Origin of the sequence: Flavobacterium lindanitolerans, assembly GCF_002846575.1 — a bacterium.
In the GTDB taxonomy this organism is placed as follows: Bacteria; Bacteroidota; Bacteroidia; order Flavobacteriales; family Flavobacteriaceae; genus Flavobacterium; species Flavobacterium lindanitolerans.
In genome coordinates this window covers 2,016,177-2,036,352 of the sequence record NZ_PJND01000007.1, presented here as the reverse complement: position 1 = coordinate 2,036,352, position 20,176 = coordinate 2,016,177, and the positions used below count along the sequence as shown (strand labels likewise).

The following is a 20,176-nucleotide window of genomic DNA, read 5'->3' as shown; positions in this document are numbered from 1 at the left end:
AAAATGAAAACAGCATATATCGTAAAAGCATACCGCACAGCCGTTGGAAAAGCGCCAAAAGGAGTATTCCGTTTTAAGCGCCCTGACGAGCTTGCCGCAGAAACCATTCAGTATATGATGAATGAGCTGCCAGACTTAGATAAAAAAAGAATCGACGACGTTATGGTAGGTAACGCCATGCCAGAAGCCGAACAGGGATTAAATGTTGCCCGTCTGATTTCTCTTATGGGATTAAAGATAGACGACGTTCCGGGAGTAACTGTCAATCGTTATTGCGCTTCCGGTTTGGAAACTATTGGAATGGCAACGGCTAAAATTCAATCCGGAATGGCAGACTGTATCATTGCAGGTGGTGCCGAAAGCATGAGTTTTATTCCAATGGGAGGTTATAAACCAACACCGGATTACGCTGTGGCAAAAGAAGGCCATGAAGATTATTACTGGGGAATGGGACTCACAGCAGAAGCTGTTGCAAAACAGTTCAAGGTTTCCAGAGAAGATCAGGATTTGTTTGGCTATAATTCCCATCAAAAAGCATTAAAAGCACAGGCAGAAGGCAAATTCGACAAACAGATAGTGCCAATTACTGTTGACCAGACCTACATTGATGAAAACGGAAAAAAAGCAACCAAATCTTATACCGTTACCAAAGATGAAGGTCCAAGAGCCGACACTTCATTAGAAGCTTTGGGCAAACTGAAACCGGTCTTTGCTGCAGATGGTAGTGTTACTGCCGGTACTTCTTCTCAAATGAGTGATGGTGCCGCATTTGTAATGGTCATGTCTGAAGAACTTGTAAAAGAATTAAACCTGCAGCCCATTGCAAGATTGGTAAGCTACGCTGCTGCCGGAGTGGAACCGAGAATTATGGGAATCGGGCCTGTCAAAGCCATTCCAAAAGCTTTACAGCAAGCCGGAATGTCATTAAACGATATCGAATTGATTGAATTAAACGAAGCATTTGCATCACAATCATTAGCCGTTATTCGTGAGTTGGGAATCAATCCTGATATCGTTAACGTAAACGGTGGTGCTATTGCATTGGGTCATCCGCTAGGTTGTACCGGAGCTAAGCTTTCCGTTCAACTTTTTGACGAAATGAAACGAAGAGGCAACAAATATGGTATTGTCACTATGTGTGTAGGTACCGGACAAGGTGCTGCTGGAATTTATGAAATACTATAATAGTTGAAAGTGGATAGTGGATAGTTGATAGGAAACATCATCTTAAAAAGTTGAAAGTTGATAGGAGGCATCATTTTAAAAAGTTTAGAATTTAGCAAACAGCTATGAATTTCCAAAATTCTTTGCAGTCCTATTCTCTACAAACTATCCACTTTCAACTATAAACTATAAACTATTATCTCAAAAGTCTAACAAAAAACAAAAAATACAATGGCAGATACTATCGAAAAAGACGTTACCCGTGGCGGGCAGTTTTTGGTAAAAGAAACAAAATGTGAGGACATTTTTACTCCGGAAGATTTTTCGGAAGAACAATTAATGATGAAGCAGACGGTAAAAGAATTCGTGGATAAGGAAATCTGGCCGAACAAAAACCGTTTCGAAAATAAAGACTATGCCTTTACGGAAGAATGCATGCGTAAAGCAGGTGAGTTAGGACTATTAGGCGTTGCAGTTCCTGAAGAATATGGCGGATTGGGAATGGGATTTGTTTCTACCATGCTGGTTTGTGACTATATTTCCGGAGCAACCGGGTCATTCTCCACTGCTTTTGGTGCCCACACCGGAATTGGAACTATGCCTATTACCTTATACGGTACCGAAGAACAAAAGAAAAAATACGTTCCAAAATTAGCTTCCGGCGAATGGTTTGGCGCATACTGCCTCACTGAGCCCGGTGCCGGTTCTGATGCCAATTCAGGCAAAACCAAAGCAGTATTGTCTGATGACGGTACGCATTATAAAATCACAGGACAAAAAATGTGGATTTCGAATGCCGGATTCTGTAGTCTCTTTATTGTATTTGCGAGAATTGGAGACGACAAAAACATTACCGGATTCATCGTTGAAAACGACCCGTCCAACGGAATTTCAATGAATGAGGAAGAACACAAATTAGGAATCCGCGCCTCCTCTACCCGTCAGGTATTCTTCAACGAAACAAAAGTTCCGGTTGAAAATATGCTTTCTGAAAGAGGAAACGGCTTTAAGATTGCCATGAACGCTCTTAACGTTGGTCGTATCAAACTAGGTGCTGCCTGCCTTGATGCACAAAGAAGAGTTACATCCGGAGCTATAAAATATGCTAATGAAAGAATACAATTCAATACACCTATTTCTAATTTTGGCGCTATCCGTTCCAAAATTGCTGAAATGGCAACATCCTGCTATGCGGGAGAAAGCGCTTCTTACCGTGCAGCAAAATCCATTGAAGACCGAATCAATGCACGAGTAGCAGAAGGTTCTTCACATCAGGAGGCAGAACTGAAAGGTGTAGAAGAATTTGCAATCGAATGTTCTATTCTAAAAGTGGCTATTTCTGAAGACATACAAAACTGTTCTGATGAAGGAATCCAAATTTTAGGTGGTATGGGATTCTCTGAAGACACACCAATGGAAAGTGCCTGGAGAGATGCCAGAATTGCCAGAATCTATGAAGGAACAAACGAAATCAACAGAATGCTTTCTGTTGGAATGTTGGTTAAAAAAGCCATGAAAGGTCACGTAGATTTATTAGGACCTGCTATGAAAGTAGCAGAAGAATTAATGGGAATTCCTGATTTTAATACTCCTGATTATTCTGAATTATTCGCCGAAGAAAAAGAACTGATTGGCAAATTGAAAAAAGCATTCCTAATGGTAGCCGGAAGCGCTGTACAGAAATACGGTCCGGATTTGGATGCCCATCAACAATTGTTGATGGCTGCTGCCGATATTCTTATCGAAATCTATATGGCAGAATCTACTATTTTAAGAACAGAAAAACTGGCAAAATCAAAAGGTGCTGAAAATGTAAAAGAGCAGATTGCCATGGCACAATTATACTTATACAAAGCCGTTGACATCATCAATACCAAAGGAAAAGAAGGTATTGCTTCCTTTGCCGAAGGTGATGAACAGCGAATGATGATGATGGGACTGAAACGTTTTACCAAATACACTAACCTTCCTAATGTAGTAGCGTTGCGGGAAACTATCGCTTCCAAACTAATACAGGAAAATCAATATTGCTTTTAGTTACGTTTTAATAGTTGGTTAATGAAAAAGCCCTGACAAATGTCAGGGCTTTTTTTGTTTTTGGCAGATTCAAAACTTATAGCGGTTTTCTTCCTTGAATAATTCTAAGCAATACGATAATGACCGCAATCACTAACAAAATATGTATCAACCCATTTGTTGCAATTCCTTCACCAAGAATTCCGAAGAATCCTAATGCCCAGATAATTACTAAAATTACTGCAATTGTATAAAGTAAATTTCCCATGATAGTGTTTTTTATTGGTTAGACTATTTGTTTTTTATGAAAGAGACTACTCTAAAGGCTTTCTTCCCTGGATTACTCTTAAAAGCACGACAATGATGGCAATTACCAACAAAACATGAATAAGATTACTGGTAACCATTCCGCCTAAAAAACCGATGGCCCAGACAATGACAAGAATTACGGCAATTGTATAAAGTAAATTTCCCATGACTGTAAATATTAAATTGGATTATTATTATTTCTTAACTAATGTCGATTGCAACTTTTCCACTTCATCATGATGGTTTTTCAAAGTACTAATCATGCTTTCCAGATAAGCTTTGATTTCAACGCTCTTTGTAGCTTGTGCATCCTGTGTAAAATCATCTATGGCATCATGATGTTCTTTGTACACACGGTCAAGATACTCTTTGTCAAAGTTTTTGACATCAACCTTACTTAGTCTGTCATATTCTTTCTGACCATCTTCAGTAATTGCTGTAGGGATAGAAATCTGTTTTTCCTTAGCCAAAGCAGAAAGCTGGGTAAAAGCCTCGTTATGATGTTTTTCCATCATTTTACCTAAATCCTTAACTGCTGCCGAAACACCTCTGGATTGGGCCAATTTGCCCAGTTCTCTTTGTTCCAAATCAAAATCAGCGGCATCCACAAGAATCTCAGCATCTTTTTCTGCTTCTTTAGTATTGTCAAATTTTGCTTCGTTTTCGTCTTCAGCAACCTCTTTCGGGTCTTCTGCTTTAGGTTCATTCTTACAGGAAACTGTTCCTAAAGACAATGTCAAAACACCCAGACTTAAGATTGCTTTTCCAAAAATTGTTGGCTTTTTCATACGATATAAATTTTAGTTGGTTCGTAATTTTTTCGAGTTTATCTAAATTACCCAATAAAAAAAATACCGTACTTACAGAATTAACCTATAATGTTATACGATTCAGATAAAGTAATTCCTGTTCGGATTATACCCTGTCAAAAGAGAAAATAGAAGCATCTTTGTTTTCCTTGCCCAGCAAAAGGTCTCTTATAATTTCTGCAGCAATCAGACTGAAAGTAATTCCATTACCTCCAAAACCAAGGGCAAAATAACTGTTGGGTAGTTTATCATAGACACCTATAAACGGGAGCCCGTCTTTTGTGGCTCCAAAAGTCCCTGTCCAACTAAATTCAGGTTTAAAATTCAATTGTGGAAATAGCGTGTTGATGTCTTTTGTTAGCTGTTTGGTCTTTTTAGAAATCAGCTTATTTCTTTTATCCGGATTGTGGAAATCTTCATCTCTCCCACCTACAAGCACTCTCCCATCGGGTGTAGTCCGCAAATACAGATAAGGATTGGCTGTATTCCAGATTAGAACTTCGTCTTTCCAAAACTTCCTTTCATTATACTGTTCGCTCACCACCGCATAGGTTGATTTCAGGTCGACAATTTTCTTGTCAATAAATTCCACAACTTCATAACCTGTAGCATACACTACCTTTTTGGCTTTTATTGTGCAACCGGATTCGGTTTTAAGAACGGCCCCGTTTTTTTGGGTATTAATTTTTACAATAGGGCTGCGGTCATAAATATCAAGATGACTGCCTTTTTTGACCTGCAATAATTTATGCGTAAAAGCATAGGCATTTGTCTGAGCGGCATTAGCAGAAAGTATAGCCAAGGGCGCCTTAAACCCAAACTGCTTATAAATTTGCTTTTCATCAAGGAGACTCACGTCAAAACCTGCTTCTTTTCTGGCCTGGAATTCCTTTTCCAACATTAGAACATCTTTTTTATAGGCAGCATAAAAAAGGCTTTTTTTCTTTTCGAATTCGTCAAGTTTTAGCTCTTTGGCAATCTTCTCCAGTTTATCAATTGCATAATTGCACAAATGATAGGCCCGTTCTGCTTTTTCTTTTCCAATTTTATCGATTAGTTTATGGAGTGGCGTGTCTATTTCATATTGCAAAAGTGAGGTACTGGCAGAAGTACTCCCTAAACCTATTGTTCTGGCATCAATCATCACGCATTGGATTCCTGCATTGATTAGATAATAACGTACCAATGCGCCTGAAATACCGGCTCCTATAATAATAACATCTGTCTCGATATCCTTATCCAGTTTTGGAAAAGTATGAGGTAGTCCATCTTTAATAAGCCAGAAAGGCATTCCTGATTTTAGATTCATACATTGCTATTTATTTTATTAAATATAAGGATAAAGCCACAAAAAACCTTCAGCATTATAAGTAATTTAAGTTTTTTCAGCATACTATTATGATTTGCGGTGCTGTGCCTTTGCGTGAAAAAATTACTCGCAAAGACGTTGAGGCGAAAAATTTACAACAGTCATCAATTATTTTTGACTTCATAATAAAAAACATAGCTTTGCATCAGAAATTTGAATCATGATTAACCCTTCGGCACATGGCTGGATCGACAAGTTTTTTGCAGAACAAAAGTACCTGCAATTTCCTGTTGCGGACAATCCGTTGGAGTTTTACAAAAACACACGCAATACCGGCTTTATCTACGGGCATGTAGTGTCATTTGATACACCACAGCCTATTGATACAAAAGGTTGGATTTCTGAGGAATTTTCAAAAGTTGCTCTTTTGAATACGCTGTATCGCGTTTACGGACTGGTTACACATGACACCGACCCTAAAAACTTTATCGCAAAAGTTATTGCCTTTTACAAGGAAATGCATCCAAAAGGCTTTAACCTACTGGATAAGATGTTGCCCGAAAGCATACCGTCCCATAATCTGGAAAAGATTATAGCAGAACGAATACAAACCAATGAGGATATCATCAGTAAAAACTTTTCGCATATCCTGACCAATGCATTGCTATTCATGGATGTGCTGGCTTTCCAGCAATATCTTATGAACCATTCTATTCCGGATAATTATTTGAAAAAACTGGAAGAAACCATCGTAAGCATTATTTCTTTAGCCTTAAAAACAAAACTAAAGAAATCGAAATATGATGATTTGCTGATAAAACTGTTTGAAGCCTCTGTGCGCTATACCAAATTTTCTAAAGTCAACGTACAGGATATGGAAGCATTAGGGTTGGACATTTTCACAAAGCAGCTGGAAAAACTATATCTGATTGACATGGCCGGAATGGCGCTTTGGAGCGATATGGAGATGGAAAGCAATGAAGCCTACTTTTTATATGAACTGGCAAAAATCATGGATGTTCCGGATAATTTTGTTGCTGAAAGTATTGTCTCTACGGATGATTTCATCAACAAGTACAAAAAACAGATTCCGTATTTCAATTATTCCAATCCGGTCAGGCATTTTTATGACCAGGCCACACAAAATGTGAAAATACTGATTACAAGAAACAAAACCCGATTGGTTAAAGAACTCTCCAACAACGGCGACCTTATGCTCCTGCTCACACAATCCACACATCGCAGTCTGGATGCCAAAGAAAAGAAAAAGGTAAAAAAGCAGCTTTTGGAAATCTGCAAGACCATTCCGTCATTGACTATTTTCCTTTTGCCGGGCGGCAGTCTGCTTTTACCGATTTTGATAAAATTTATTCCGCAACTATTGCCATCCACATTCAACGAAAATCTGGATGAAGAATAAAAAAGCCTCTTTTTCAAGAGGCTTTTTATTTAGAATTTCAATTGGTATACCTGATCTAAATCTTCATTACCACATAGATTCACTTCCAGGTCTTTTACGATTCCTGAATTTAATCTGTAAACCCATCCGTGAAGGCATAAATCCTGTCCATTTCTCCAGGCTCCCTGAACAATTGAAGTTTTAGCCAAATCATAAACCTGCTCCTTAACATTCAATTCAACAAAAGCATCGAAACGTTCCTTTTCGTCAAGGATAGAATCCAGGTAATGGTGATGGTGTCTGTAAACATCTTTAATGTGACGAATCCAGTTGTCAATCAAACCGATAGAATCGTTACCCATAGCCGCTTTTACCCCACCACATCCGTAGTGTCCACATACAATGACATGCTTCACTTTCAAAACGTTTACGGCATAGTCCAAAACGCTTAGCATGTTCATATCAGAGTGCACCACCATATTAGCGATGTTTCTGTGTACAAAAACTTCTCCCGGTTGTGCTCCAATTACTTCATTCGCAGGAACGCGGCTGTCTGAACATCCAATCCATAATAACGGTGGTGACTGGCCTTCAGCTAGTTTTTCAAAATATTTTGGGTCCTGGTTAATTTTAGATTCTACCCATTTCCTGTTTCCGTCAATTATTTTTTTATAAAAATCGCTCATTGTTTTTTTATTAATAGTTTTTAAATTTTCGTCAGTTCTCCTGACATTTTTTTGTTTTTCTTAATTCTCTTTCGATTTTTCTACTAATGCCATGCATCGGTCATAATCTGCTTTGGCTTGCTTTCTGGCTCTGGCTTCTTCATAGTTTTCAAAGAAAACATGATTAGCCTTGTCATCAATATCATTCAGTTCATATGCCTTTTTAAAGCCTTTAAGTTTCACCTTAATGTTTTCATCAGCTGCCCTGATGGTGGCAAACTCATGAATCAAATCCAATACATCATGGGCGATATAAACCGTATCTGATGCATTGATTACTACTTTAGAATTTTCAGGTATTTCAGCCAAAGTCGTCTTTATTGCTGCCTTATTCAGGAAGGATACTTCTTGTGCCAGGTCTATTCTGATAACATCACCATCTTCAAATTTTTCTTTTCTGAAACGGTAGGCTCTTTTCAGGTTTCCTCTCAGGATAAACACAACACTGATAGCGATACCCAAAGCAACACCTTTTAGCAAATCCAGGAAAACAACTCCCAGTAGGGTTATAATGAAAGGAACAAACTGATACTTGCCTTTATGCCAGAAATGCATAAGCACGGTAGGTTTTGCTAATTTGTATCCTACCATCAAAAGAACGGCTGCCAGGGTTGCCAAAGGAATTTTGTTCAACAGAACCGGAATCGACAATACACTGATTAGTAATAAGACACCGTGAATAATGGTAGACATCTTGGATTTAGCTCCTGCATTTGCGTTTGCTGACGAACGGACTACAACCGAAGTCATAGGCAATCCTCCCAGGAATGAACTCAACATATTTCCAATTCCCTGAGCTTTCAACTCTACGTTAGTATCTGTATAGCGTTTTTGCGTATCCATCCTGTCTGATGCTTCAATACATAAAAGTGTTTCTATAGAAGCCACAATAGCAATCGTTGCACCCACAACCCAAACTTTGGGATTCATAAATCCGGCAAAGTCAGGAGTGACAATGATATTTTTGAAATCATCAAAAGATTGCGGAACCGGTAAAGAAACCAAATGCTCTTTAGAAATAGCCAGTGAGCTGCCGGAAGCCGTAAAAATTTCATTCAGCACTACACCTACTATAACAGCCACTAAAGCTCCCGGTACCAGTTTCATTTTTTTTAAGAAACTGAATTTGTCCCATGAAATCAGGATAGTCAAAGATATTAGCGTAATCAGAATGGCTCCCAGTTGCAGGTGTCCTAATGAATCCATTAAAGATTCCAGAGCATTGCCGCCACCTTTTTCCACGAAAGTTTCATCACCTTCAAAATCACTGTCGTAACCAACAGCATGTGGAATTTGCTTTAAAATAATGATGACACCAATACCCGCAAGCATACCCTCAATAACATTGGTAGGGAAATAATTTGAAATACTTCCCGCTTTGATAAAGCCTAATATTAATTGAAGCAAGCCGGCTATTAGTCCTGCCGTCAGGAATATATTGAAAGCACCCAAATCAGTAATAGCTGTCAAAACAATTGCAGTCAGGCCGGCTGCAGGGCCGGACACGCTGATATGTGACCGGCTTAAAAACCCGACAACTATACCCCCAACGATTCCAGCAATTATACCTGATAATGGTGGCGCTCCAGAAGCCAGGGCTATACCCAAACACAATGGCAATGCTACCAAGAAAACCACTAAACCAGAAGCAAAATCTGATTTAAGGTTAGCAAAAAGATTGATTTTTTTTGTCATACCTAAAAAAATTTAATACAAGGATTTTAGTCGCATTAAAAAATACGACCTCAGATTTTGAAGTATTCAAAATCCTAAATTGTATTAAACCTGTTCAGGTGGTGGAGAAAAGATAGTCGAAGCCGCATTATCATGTTTCAAACTGTGCTGTGAAATGATAAGGCTTGAAGAACTTTCTGTATAGTGAGAGAAAGTGAGGTAATCTGTAACTTTAAAGTCGGCTTTTAATTCTTTACAGCTATTGTGATTGTGCTGTTCTTCTTCCGACATGCTGTAAACCATAGATGTGTCAACGTCTTTTTTTATCAATCCTACAATGGTAGGAGTAACAATAAAAGTCATAAACATCAACAATACTATTTTAACAGCCAGTTTCATATGCGCGAAATTAGAGATTTAATTCTTATTTAAAAACATGATAAATTAATTTAATCAAATTTTAACAACAAAAAAGAAGCAATAGCTAAAGTCGCTTAGCTGTTGCTTCTTTTCATAGAAATCATCAAAATAATTTGTTGAAAAACTAACCGGCTTATATTTTTTCTTCCAGCCAGGCTTTCATCATCCAGATTGTTTTTTCCTGTTCTTTAATAAAGTCACTCATCATAGAATTGGTACCTTCGTCATTTGCATCTGCAGATTTCGACAAAAGGTCTCTTTCAATCTTTAAGAGGTCAGACAGCGAAGTAACAATCAGATGTACTGCTTCTTCATCTACAGAAATATTCTTCCCTACTTTTAGCTTGTTGTTCTTCATATAATCTTCGAAAGTATGAAGTGGTCTTCCGCCAATTGTAAGCACTCTTTCTGCTATCATATCAATTTTTAGCTGGGCATCGTTATATAATTCTTCAAACTTCACGTGGAGGTCAAAAAAACGTTTCCCTCTGATATTCCAATGTATACCTCTCAGGTTTTGATAATACACCTGAAAGCTGGATAACAATATGTTTAAATCGTTTGATATTTCTTCGGTTTCTTTAACTGGCAGTCCTAAAATATTCGTTTTCATTTCTGTTATTTTTATTGGTTCGTAAAATTTATCTATTATAAAGTTACAAAAAATAAGGCAAAACAAATCATAAATAAATATTATAGTTTTTTATATTTGCATCATAAAATATTATACTAATGACAATCACACAATTATATTATGTTCTGGCAGTAGCCGAGAATAAGAACTTTACACTTGCCGCAGAAAAATGCTTTGTTACTCAGCCCACGTTAAGCATGCAAATCCAAAAACTGGAAGACGAACTCGGCGTTTTAATATTTGACAGGAGTAAAAAACCGATACAACTTACCGAAATAGGGCAAAAAATAGTAACTCAGGCCAAAAACATAGTCAATGAGTCTGACAGAATCCAGGATATTGTTGACCAGCAAAAGGGATTCATTGGAGGCGAATTCAAATTAGGGATTATTCCGACTATTATGCCTACGCTATTGCCGATGTTCCTGAATAATTTCATTAAAAAATATCCAAAAATAAAACTGATTATAGAAGAACATAATACAGAGGAAATTATCACACGCCTTAAAAACGGCCATTTGGATGCTGCGATTGCAGCTACTCCATTGGAAGATGAAAAGATTAAAGAAATCGTTTTGTATTATGAACCTTTTGTCGCTTATTTTCCTGAAAGCCACCATAGCTTCCACAAAGAAGAAATAGAAGTCGATGATATTGATGTCGATTCGCTATTGCTTTTGCAGGATGGACATTGTTTCCGGGACGGTATTTTAAATTTGTGTAAAAACGTAAACAATTCCGAAACATCGCCTTTCCAGATTGAAAGCGGAAGTTTTGAAACCCTGATTAAGCTGGCAGATGAAGGACTCGGCACTACGCTTCTTCCCTATTTGCACACTTTGGATTTAAAAGAAAAGGACAAGCTGAAATTACGCCATTTTAAGGAACCAAAACCAGCGCGTGAAGTCAGCCTTATATTTCCGAAAAGTGAGTTAAAAATACATATTATTGACGCTTTACGCCAGGTTATTGCCGGTGTTGTAAAAGGAGCAATCGTTTTTCAAAACGTGCAGATTATAAGTCCGCTATCCAAAAAGAATCAATAAAAGGAATTAAATAAAAAAGGAGCCGATTGGCTCCTTTTCTTATTTGTTAACAATTAATAGACATTGTTTCAATTCCGGTTTTTCGACTGTGTAGCTTAAAAGCCATTCCGTTAATTGCTCAATTTCATATGGAAGTAACGATCTTATCGCTTTTTCAAGCTCTTTGCAGAACAACAAGGGGTCGAAACTCACTCTTTCAAGAATAGATTTCGTATAAGCAAACATAGGTCTTGTCATAGTCAAAATTTAATTTGGAGGTTAATGCTTTTGTAAGAACGTTTGGTAAATTTACTGAAATTAAATACTCAATTCCCTAAAAAAACGTTAATTCACAAAAAGTATTGCATTAATTAACATTTAATTCTTGATTTCTAAATATTACAATCAAGCTTACTTCCTCGCCCTCAGCATTTCCCTTTTTCCGGGAGGTCCGGGCAGCTTTTCGGTTAAAAAACCTGCTTCTGTCATTGCATTTTTTATAGGACCCCGACAGGCATAAGTAACCAAAATACCGTTAGGTTTTAATGCCGCATACATCTTTTGGAAAATTTCCAGGCTCCATAGTTCGGGCTGTACCCTAAATCCGAAAGCATCAAAATAAATCAGGTCGTATTGATTGGTGTCGGTTATTTCCTGAAACTTGATGTTTTGTTTCTCTAATGAAAAATCAGGAGACAGTATTTCCCTTTGGTTCCAATCGGATTCGTGCATTTTTAAAAAAATGTCTTTTTCACTTCCTGCATCCAATTCAGTCACATAATTCATTTTAAGCACATCTTCGGCTGCAACCGGATAGGCTTCAATTCCCGTATATTCTATCTTTTGCTGAAGTTTTTGGGCTTCCAGATAGGTTATAAAAGCATTGAGTCCGGTGCCAAAACCTATTTCTAAAATGGAAACGGACTGACCTTTAAATAAGGAAAGTCCGTTTTGTATGAATACATGTTTGGCCTCTTGTATTGCTCCGTGTTTTGAATGGTAGGTTTCGTTCCATTCGGGAAGCAGAATTGATGTCGAACCATCCGAAGTCTGGATAATTTCTCTTTTCATTATAGCCGCATGAATTTATTATTCTATAAACAATTTTTTGATTCTCGGAATCGGTCCGCTGCATTTCACCTCATGGCAGGTAACGCAAGCCGATACAGCTTTGTTGAAATGAGCCTTGGCATTCTTAGGATCTTCATAAATCTGCTCCTGGGCCTTAATGAAAACGGCAGCCTGTTCTTTAAAAAAAGCATCGTTTTCAGCCTCATCCGTCATGGCTCTTTTATGAATTTCTAAGAAATGAGAAGGAAACTTGCCAATGGTATCGCCATTCTTGATACGTTCTTTCAAACGCTGGTTATCCACATACATCTGTTCCATAAGAGCCGCCATTTCAGACATCTCATACATCTCAAACTCTTTTGCTCCTGTAGTTTTTTCAGGAACTTCTTTTTTAACAACGGGCTGCGCTTCTTCTTTCTTATTACAGCTTGAAAAGGCCATAATAATTGCGGAAATCAAAAGGTATTTTTTCATTATTTGCTGATTAAAACTCCGTCAGCCTGGAAAGCATACGTAATTTTAGGCTGAGTAATTTTATCTATTTCTTCCTGAGATTTTCCACCATCTTTTGCGTAGTGCTTTAACTCGGCAACAGAGATTTCGTCAACAAAAGCTCTTCCGCTAACGATTGCTTCCTGACTGTCAGCATTTAATGGAACAAAAAAACCGTAATCTTTGAAACGCACAAAAGATTCTGCCTGACCCGGTAATTCCATCTTCATCCAGCATCCTTTTTTCTTGCAGACAGAGTTAATTTTCGATTTGAATTTCACCGCTATCGTGTCACCTTTTTTCATTGACTTGTATTTCTGGAACATCTGCTCTTTACTTAAAGCCTTGTCAGCTAAAATCTTATCTCCAAATGATGCATACTCAACTTTTATTTCCTTAGCCGGAGTAACTTCAATTACTTCATCTCCTTTAGCCGCAGTTTTAGCATCAACTTCAGTAGTTTGTGTTGCTTCTACAGGTGCTACGGCAACTGAATCTGTCTTAGGCAGACTATCGGCCGGTGTCTGAATCGTTTCTTCTGTTTTTTCTGTTTCTTTATTTTTATCGGCACAGCTTGCAAAAATTGCCAGCGAACAAGCCAAAACAAATATATTTTTCATGATTAGGGTATATTTTTTTAATTCGTTACAAAAATAGAGAGTTTCCTCAAAAGTAACGCCCTCCTGATTAATAAATTTTAAGTTTCATTGCTAATTATACAAGATTTTGAATCTGGTGCAATCAATTCACAAAAAGCAACAGACAAGTTGGAATATAATTGCCTTTTTATCCAAAAACTTTCCAATTTTTATTAATTTAGCATTGATTATAACTATTGAAAATCAGCATTAAACCATTAACAAAAACAGCTGATTTTCAATTATTTAAAACCTAAACCAACCTCACACCAATGAATCTAAAAAATAATCCCGAAATTGACATTATCAGGGCATCATCAACCAAGATTAATGATGTTGATTTCGAAAATCTTGTCTTCGGAAACATCTTTACTGACCATATGCTGGTTTGTGATTATAAAGATGGGAAATGGCAAAAGCCTGTCATCAGGCCTTATGAGCCATTCCTTCTGGATCCTTCGGCAAAAGTCTTCCACTACGGACAAGCTATATTTGAAGGTATGAAAGCCTACAAAGACAATAATGATGACGTTTGGCTTTTCAGACCGGACGAAAACTTTGACCGATTTAATAAGTCGGCAGTAAGAATGGCCATGCCTGAGGTTCCTGAAGAAGTATTTTTAGGCGGGCTTCATGAAATTTTAAAAATAGAAAAAGACTGGGTTAAAAAAGGTAAAGGCAATACGCTTTACATCCGTCCGTTTATGATTGCAACGGGTACAGGTGTAGTCGCTGCTCCGTCATCACAATATCGTTTTATGATTATCCTTTCTCCTGCAAAATCCTATTATTCCGGAGAAGTAAAAGTAATCATCGCCGAACATTACAGCCGTGCAGCTAACGGCGGTATTGGCGCAGCAAAAGCAGCCGGAAATTATTCAGCTCAATTCTATCCGACACAATTGGCCAATAAGGACGGTTTCCAGCAGATTATCTGGACAGACGATGCCACGCATACAAAACTGGAAGAAGCAGGAACTATGAACGTTTTCTTCAGAATTAACAACACCCTGTTTACGGCACCAGCCAGCGAAAGGATTTTGGACGGTGTAACCCGAAAAAGCCTTATCACTCTCGCTGAAAAAGAAGGTATTGACATACAGGTACGTTCCGTTTTGGTTTGGGAATTGGTGGAAGCAGCTAAAAATGGTACTCTGAAAGAAATCTTTGGCGCAGGAACCGCCGCTGTAGTTAATCCGATTGTTGGGTTCTCTTATAAAGGCGAATATTTCGAGCTTCCAAAAGTAGAAGACTCCATTGCTTTGCAATTAAAAGAAAAACTGACCAATATTCAGTACAAACTGGCTGAAGATCCTTTTGACTGGACGGTAAAAATCTAAAATAAAAAATCCCGAAACTATTTCGGGATTTTTTTTATTTCAATATCAGGGAGAAATCAGGCTTAAAATAATTCGGGCCTTTCATCACTTTTCCGTCTTCACGGTAAATCGGCTTTCCGTCCTCTCCCAACTTGCTCATATTGCTGCGTTGGATTTCATCAAAAACCTCTTCAATTTTATGCTGTAATCCGTGCTCAATAATGGTTCCGCATAAAATATAAAGCATGTCACCCAAAGCATCGGCAATTTCAATTTTATCATCATTCTGAACGGCTTCAAGATATTCCTCGTTTTCTTCTTTCATCAAATTGTAGCGTAGCCTATTTTTGCTTTCGCCTAAATCTCCTTTTGGAGTTTCACTTACGCCCAGGCCAAATGCCTGATGGAATTCCTTTACTGCGTTGAGTTGTTTCTGCATTATTTTCAAAAATTAAATGGTAGTGCAAAATACTGACTTTTGGATACAAATAATTACTTTTGCACAAAAACTTATCCACTATGTTTACTCAAGGTCAATGGACTTTTGCCGGCTTCTTTGTTATCGCATTTATTGTAGCAATGATTTATGCCTACCGAAAAGATTTGAAACTGCACAAGCTATTTTACAAAAGAAGTTATCTGGTTTTATTAGGCTTTTTGGCTTTTATCGGATTGCTTTTTGTGATAAAGGTTTATTTGAAGCATTAAAAAAAACGCCTCGATTTCTCGAAGCGTTTCTTATTTATAAATCTTTTATCCTAGTTTTCTTCAGGCAAGAAACCATATGTTTTAGAATAATACAACATCTGTTCTGCAAAAGTTTTAGGTTGTTGGATTTCAAAAGAAATGATTTCTCCTTTGGCATCTGTTTTAGGAACCAAAACCGGATTTACAAATCCGCTGTAAGGTGCCGATTTGAATTTCTTGTTTCTCTCCAAAACTTCCTTATGCAATTTCTGGTCTACTTTTACACCATAGTTTTCTACTAATGCTTTTCCTGCTGCAAAATCACCTTCCGATTTGATTCGTTGCGTTTCTCTCAAAAGCTGACCAAAAAGTTCGTGAAGTTTTTCGTAGTTTGTAATATTAAAATACGTTTTGCCGTCACGCGTAATCTTCTCGATTACATTATCTTTTTTACCTTTTTCAAAAACCCAGGCACTCACCCACTGGCGGTTTCTCATGTGCGCTTCTTCAATGTCAGCTCCCGGCTCCAAACGAATCAACTGTGTCATCAATCCGTTTCTGATATAACCGTCATAAGCTGCCATACCTACTTTTTTCCAATCGTCAACCAGGCCTAGCTCTTGTAGTTTTGGATTGTACAGATAATACAAACCAACCAGATCAGCTCTTCCTTCTTCCAAAGTCGAAGCATAACTTTTTAAAGTTTCTTTTGGCGTTCCTACACCCGGATTGATTTGTCCGGAAGCATGTCCTACCACTTCGTGCAATGCCGTATGCAATTTGTCTGCAACTTCACCATATTTTTCTTCCAGTTCAATTTCTTCCTTATCGTTTGCAAATTCTTTCAAACGGTCAGAACCACCTGCATGGTTATAAGAATCTACAATATTTCCTAATGAAACCGATTTAGAACCGTGTTCAGCACGAATCCAGTCCGCGTTTGGAAGATTGACACCAATTGGAGTACTAGGTGAAGAATCACCTGATTCGCCAGCTACGACAACCACCTTGTAAGATACACCTACAACATTTTTCTTTTTATGTTCCGGCATTAGGGTTGAATTGTCTTCAAACCATTGTGCATTGGAAGAAATCACTTCCATTTTTTTAGACATATCGAAGTCTTTAATCTGTACAACCGATTCGTAAGAACCTCTGTAACCTAGCGGGTCGTTATATACTTCAATAAATCCGTTGATGTAGTCAATATTTCCTTCCGTAGCTTCCGTCCAGGCGATGTTGTAATCGTCCCATGTTTTTAAATCTCCGGTTTTGTAATATTTAATCAAGAGGCCAATCGCATCACCTTGCTTTTTATTCTCAGCAACTCCCTGTGCTTTTTCCAACCAGTAAATAATTTTATCGATAGCCGGTCCGTACATACCACCGCTTTTCCATACTTTTTCTTCAATCTGGCCACTGGCATTACGCACTAATTTTGAGTTCAGTCCAAAAGAATACGGTCTTTTAGCATCCGGACTTTTCTTTGTTTTATAGAAATCTTCAGCTTCTTTATCTGTAATTCCCTTATCATAAAAGTTTACTGCAGAACCGGCAAGCAATCCTTTTGATTCGTCCAGGTTTACTTTTTTAGCATCCTGATTGTTAAACAGGATTTCTACTATTTCCGGAGCAAGTGTCGTTTTTGTTTCCGACAGTAATTTTTGGAAATACTCCTTTGTAAAAGCAGGCTTAATCTTATCGCTTGAATAATGGTGGTGGATTCCGTTAGAAAACCAAACTCTTTTCAGATAGATTTCAAAATTTTTCCAATCTTCCGAAGCCTTATCTCCTTTATAATTCTCATAGATGTTTTCTAAGGCTTTTCTGATTTTTAAATTATGCTTGTAGTTTTGATCCCAATGAATATCACGGCCCGCCATACCAGCCTGCGTCAGATAATAAACCAGTTTTTGCTCCTTGAGGGTAAGCTTTTCCCAACCCGGAACCTGATAACGCAATACTTTTATATCTGCAAACTGCTCGACTTCATATTGAAAATCTCCTGTGTTTGCCGCGACTTCTTTCGGCTCTTCTTTGTCTTTTCCGCAAGAGACAAGAAATGCCGATGCAAGAAACATTCCTGCAATGGTTTTTAATTTCATATGCTCAGTTTTAGTTACTAAAAAACAAATATAATGATTTCCTAACGGAACTGAAGCGAGATATTCTACCAATCGATATCAAACTATTTTTCTTACTTTTGTATTGCGAAAGTGCCTAATAAAAAACCTTATGAAAATACTGAAATACATATTGCTCCTTATTCTTCTTGCTGTTATCGGATTGACTGTTTATATAGCAACCCAGCCCGGTGAATATGAATCGGAACAAAGCAGAATAATCAAGGCGCAGAAATCTGTTGTCTTCAGTTATGTCAACGATTATAAAAACTGGGAAGATTTTGGTTCCTGGAAAGATGATGACCCTAACATGCAGTTTACTTATTCTGACACAACTATAGGGAAAGGTGCTTTTTATACATGGAAAGGCAGTTCCGGTGAAGGAAAAACCGAAACAGTATTTGAAAAAGAAAACGATAGTATTGCACAAAAAACCACTTTTTCAGGTAACGAAGGCAAAGCCTATCTTACATTTAAAGACACCGTTGGCGGTACGAAAGTCACATGGCACTCTCAAGGTAAGTTGAGTTTCATGGATAAAGCCTATGCAATATTTAAAGGTGGTGCAAAAAAGATGGTAGGCGATATGCAGGAACGTACTCTTGCCAAGCTGGATAAGGTCATCTCTTATGAAATCAACACCTACTCAATACAGGTGGATGGTGTTGTACAGAAATCAGGAGGTTATTATTTCCAGCAAAAAGTGACCTGCAAAATTTCAGAAGTCCAAAAAAATGTAGGAATCATATTGCCGAGCATGCTTCGCTTTTTTAAAGATAATAATATTGCGCTAACAGGTAGTCCTTTTATTCTTTACAACACCTACGACGTCCCAAATAACAAGGCAAGTTTTTCCGTATGTCTTCCAATGCGCGAAGAGATTTTTACGGCAGAAGGAAGCGATTATACAAGCGGTAAGTTAGAACCCTTCCAGGCTTTGAAAACAACCTTAAAAGGAGACTATTCGCACGGAAAAGAAGCCTGGGATAAAGCTCTGGCCCATATCAAAAAGAACAACCTGACTGAAAATAAATCAGGAAGCTATATTGAGGTTTATGTAACTTCTGCCGCACAGGTAAAGAATCCTTCGAAATGGGTAACAGAAATTTATGTTCCGGTTGGACAATCTGCCCCAACGGAAGCAGTTACACCTTCTGCCGTTAGCGGAACTTCTGCAAAAACAACCACACCAGCCAACAGCACTACAAAAACTGTAACTCCAGCCAAACCACCGGTTGTTAAAGAAAATCAGGTCATAGAATAAAAACCAATAGATACCAAAAGCCGGACAATTGTCCGGCTTTTTTATTGGATAGTTTAATTCAGTATTAAACCTTTTCCGTTATCTTTAGTCTTACTTAAAAAAGAAATTGCTTTTGCTGGACGAACAGGCTTTCATAAAAGAATTATTGGACCCTAAAACGCAAAATAAAGCGTTTCAGACATTGCTGTCTTCTTATCAGAAACCTTTATACAGCCATATCCGTAATATTGTCCTAAACCATGATGATGCTGACGACGTATTGCAAAATACATTCTTAAAAGTATTCCAACATTTGAAAAACTTTAAAGGCGAAAGTAAATTATTTTCCTGGCTGTACCGGATTGCCACCAATGAAGCCATAACGTTTCTGAACGCAAAAGCCAGGCGGAATGGCATGACCAGTGAAAATTTCCAGCAAAAACAAATTGAAAGCCTGAAAGCCGATGATTATTTCGAAGGCGATGAAATACAGCTAAAGTTACAGAAAGCCATAGCAACACTTCCTGAAAAGCAGCAGTTGGTTTTTAAGATGCGCTATTTTGAAGAATTAAAATATGAAGAATTATCTGAAATCCTGGATACTTCTGTAGGTGCCTTAAAAGCCTCATACCATCATGCGGTAAAGAAAGTAGAAGAATATATGCTCAAACATTAAACCTTTTCAGATTTATAAAGTCAAAAGAATATGAACTCATTTAATTTAGAAAACGGACCAAAAATAAAGCCGGGATTCAAAACTCCCGATAACTATTTTGAAAACTTTTCGGAACAGATGCTAGCCAGGATTGACTCCAATGAAAAACCGGTACGCTCAATTTTCCAGAGAAGGAAAAACTGGTTTATGGCTGCAGCGGCTGTGCTTATAATTGGATTTGCAATTCCTTTTCTAAACAAACCTGCCAACAATGCTGCTATCGATGGTGAAAGTTTAGAAAATTACCTGGCCTACCAATCTACTATAAGCCAATACGACCTGATTAATCTTCTGGACAAGGAAGATATCGAAGCATTGGAATCTGACCTCAAAATTGATGATGCCGTTGTAGAAAGTGCCCTGTCTGACAATACTAATTTAGAGAACTACTTAACAGAATAATT

The 20,176-nt window shown here is 37.8% G+C and carries 23 protein-coding genes; 9 read left to right on the top strand and 14 right to left on the bottom strand.

What is annotated here, in order from left to right; genetic code table 11:
* Positions 1-3 precede the first annotated feature (3 nt).
* Entirely contained in the window at positions 4-1,185 is a 1,182-nt protein-coding gene (locus B0G92_RS09065; RefSeq protein ID WP_101471871.1) for an acetyl-CoA C-acyltransferase, read from the top strand.
* Positions 1,186-1,395: 210 nt separating this feature from the next.
* Positions 1,396-3,201 (top strand): acyl-CoA dehydrogenase family protein, encoded by a 1,806-nt coding sequence (locus B0G92_RS09060; protein WP_101471870.1) that lies wholly within the window; start codon positions 1,396-1,398, stop codon positions 3,199-3,201.
* A 76-nt stretch (positions 3,202-3,277) separates the two neighbouring features.
* Here B0G92_RS09060 and B0G92_RS16610 read toward each other — a convergent pair whose 3' ends face one another.
* The 4 genes from B0G92_RS16610 to B0G92_RS09050 all read right to left on the bottom strand — a co-directional run bounded on the left by B0G92_RS16610 (position 3,278) and on the right by B0G92_RS09050 (position 5,607).
* Positions 3,278-3,448 carry a lmo0937 family membrane protein gene (locus tag B0G92_RS16610; RefSeq protein WP_121366417.1) on the bottom strand — a complete coding sequence of 57 codons (171 nt, stop codon included), beginning with the start codon at positions 3,446-3,448 and terminating at the stop codon, positions 3,278-3,280.
* A 46-nt stretch (positions 3,449-3,494) separates the two neighbouring features.
* Positions 3,495-3,656, bottom strand: a complete 162-nt coding sequence (locus B0G92_RS16605) for a lmo0937 family membrane protein (protein WP_121366416.1) — start codon at positions 3,654-3,656, stop codon at positions 3,495-3,497.
* 27 nt (positions 3,657-3,683) lie between these two features.
* Complete coding sequence (locus B0G92_RS09055; RefSeq protein ID WP_101471869.1) at positions 3,684-4,277, bottom strand: DUF4142 domain-containing protein; 594 nt, start codon at positions 4,275-4,277, stop codon at positions 3,684-3,686.
* Positions 4,278-4,404: 127 nt separating this feature from the next.
* Positions 4,405-5,607 carry an NAD(P)/FAD-dependent oxidoreductase gene (locus B0G92_RS09050; RefSeq protein WP_101471868.1) on the bottom strand — a complete coding sequence of 401 codons (1,203 nt, stop codon included), beginning with the start codon at positions 5,605-5,607 and terminating at the stop codon, positions 4,405-4,407.
* A 220-nt stretch (positions 5,608-5,827) separates the two neighbouring features.
* Here B0G92_RS09050 and B0G92_RS09045 point away from each other — a divergent pair, with 220 nt between their 5' ends.
* A complete protein-coding gene (locus tag B0G92_RS09045) occupies positions 5,828-7,027 on the top strand; it encodes an LETM1-related biofilm-associated protein (protein WP_101471867.1) in 1,200 nt (399 codons plus the stop codon).
* Positions 7,028-7,056: 29 nt separating this feature from the next.
* On the opposite strand, the gene can is transcribed toward B0G92_RS09045, so the two are convergent.
* The 4 genes from can to B0G92_RS09025 all read right to left on the bottom strand — a co-directional run bounded on the left by can (position 7,057) and on the right by B0G92_RS09025 (position 10,438).
* On the bottom strand, positions 7,057-7,692 hold the full coding sequence (gene can / locus B0G92_RS09040; protein WP_101471866.1) for a carbonate dehydratase: 636 nt from the start codon (positions 7,690-7,692) through the stop codon (positions 7,057-7,059).
* Positions 7,693-7,752: 60 nt separating this feature from the next.
* The gene (locus B0G92_RS09035) at positions 7,753-9,426 is read right to left on the bottom strand and encodes a SulP family inorganic anion transporter (protein ID WP_101471865.1); all 1,674 of its coding nucleotides are present in this window, start codon (positions 9,424-9,426) and stop codon (positions 7,753-7,755) included.
* Between the two features lie 84 nt (positions 9,427-9,510).
* Positions 9,511-9,804, bottom strand: a complete 294-nt coding sequence (locus tag B0G92_RS09030; RefSeq protein ID WP_101471864.1) for a hypothetical protein — start codon at positions 9,802-9,804, stop codon at positions 9,511-9,513.
* Between the two features lie 154 nt (positions 9,805-9,958).
* A complete protein-coding gene (locus B0G92_RS09025; RefSeq protein ID WP_056070953.1) occupies positions 9,959-10,438 on the bottom strand; it encodes a Dps family protein in 480 nt (159 codons plus the stop codon).
* Between the two features lie 119 nt (positions 10,439-10,557).
* Here B0G92_RS09025 and B0G92_RS09020 point away from each other — a divergent pair, with 119 nt between their 5' ends.
* Positions 10,558-11,505, top strand: coding sequence for a hydrogen peroxide-inducible genes activator (locus tag B0G92_RS09020; RefSeq protein ID WP_056070950.1), 948 nt, complete (start codon positions 10,558-10,560; stop codon positions 11,503-11,505).
* 39 nt (positions 11,506-11,544) lie between these two features.
* Here the strand turns inward: B0G92_RS09020 and B0G92_RS16780 are convergent, their stop codons facing one another.
* The 4 genes from B0G92_RS16780 to B0G92_RS09000 form a co-directional block, all read right to left on the bottom strand.
* Complete coding sequence (locus B0G92_RS16780; RefSeq protein WP_056070947.1) at positions 11,545-11,742, bottom strand: hypothetical protein; 198 nt, start codon at positions 11,740-11,742, stop codon at positions 11,545-11,547.
* A gap of 153 nt (positions 11,743-11,895) precedes the next feature.
* Positions 11,896-12,555: a tRNA (5-methylaminomethyl-2-thiouridine)(34)-methyltransferase MnmC2 gene (gene mnmC2 / locus B0G92_RS09010; protein ID WP_101471863.1), complete on the bottom strand. Its 660-nt coding sequence runs from the start codon at positions 12,553-12,555 to the stop codon at positions 11,896-11,898.
* An 18-nt stretch (positions 12,556-12,573) separates the two neighbouring features.
* Positions 12,574-13,029 carry a hypothetical protein gene (locus B0G92_RS09005; protein ID WP_101471862.1) on the bottom strand — a complete coding sequence of 152 codons (456 nt, stop codon included), beginning with the start codon at positions 13,027-13,029 and terminating at the stop codon, positions 12,574-12,576.
* Entirely contained in the window at positions 13,029-13,667 is a 639-nt protein-coding gene (locus B0G92_RS09000) for a DUF4920 domain-containing protein (RefSeq protein WP_101471861.1), read from the bottom strand. The genes B0G92_RS09005 and B0G92_RS09000 overlap by 1 nt, the downstream gene beginning before the upstream one ends.
* Positions 13,668-13,957: 290 nt before the next feature.
* Between B0G92_RS09000 and B0G92_RS08995 the strand changes: the two genes are divergently transcribed.
* A complete protein-coding gene (locus B0G92_RS08995) occupies positions 13,958-15,025 on the top strand; it encodes a branched-chain amino acid aminotransferase (protein WP_056070939.1) in 1,068 nt (355 codons plus the stop codon).
* Between the two features lie 34 nt (positions 15,026-15,059).
* Here B0G92_RS08995 and B0G92_RS08990 read toward each other — a convergent pair whose 3' ends face one another.
* Positions 15,060-15,443, bottom strand: coding sequence for a pyrophosphohydrolase domain-containing protein (locus tag B0G92_RS08990; RefSeq protein WP_101471860.1), 384 nt, complete (start codon positions 15,441-15,443; stop codon positions 15,060-15,062).
* Positions 15,444-15,523: 80 nt separating this feature from the next.
* Here B0G92_RS08990 and B0G92_RS08985 point away from each other — a divergent pair, with 80 nt between their 5' ends.
* Complete coding sequence (locus B0G92_RS08985; protein ID WP_101471859.1) at positions 15,524-15,712, top strand: hypothetical protein; 189 nt, start codon at positions 15,524-15,526, stop codon at positions 15,710-15,712.
* Between the two features lie 50 nt (positions 15,713-15,762).
* Here B0G92_RS08985 and B0G92_RS08980 read toward each other — a convergent pair whose 3' ends face one another.
* Positions 15,763-17,796 carry a dipeptidyl-peptidase 3 family protein gene (locus tag B0G92_RS08980; RefSeq protein WP_101471858.1) on the bottom strand — a complete coding sequence of 678 codons (2,034 nt, stop codon included), beginning with the start codon at positions 17,794-17,796 and terminating at the stop codon, positions 15,763-15,765.
* Positions 17,797-17,926: 130 nt separating this feature from the next.
* On the opposite strand from B0G92_RS08980, the gene B0G92_RS08975 reads away from it, so the two are divergent.
* From B0G92_RS08975 to B0G92_RS08965, 3 genes are all read left to right on the top strand, one after another.
* The gene (locus B0G92_RS08975; RefSeq protein ID WP_101471857.1) at positions 17,927-19,078 is read left to right on the top strand and encodes an SRPBCC family protein; all 1,152 of its coding nucleotides are present in this window, start codon (positions 17,927-17,929) and stop codon (positions 19,076-19,078) included.
* 112 nt (positions 19,079-19,190) lie between these two features.
* On the top strand, positions 19,191-19,733 hold the full coding sequence (locus tag B0G92_RS08970; RefSeq protein ID WP_101472059.1) for an RNA polymerase sigma factor: 543 nt from the start codon (positions 19,191-19,193) through the stop codon (positions 19,731-19,733).
* Positions 19,734-19,763: 30 nt separating this feature from the next.
* A complete protein-coding gene (locus tag B0G92_RS08965; RefSeq protein ID WP_056070923.1) occupies positions 19,764-20,174 on the top strand; it encodes a hypothetical protein in 411 nt (136 codons plus the stop codon).
* Positions 20,175-20,176: the final 2 nt, after the last annotated feature.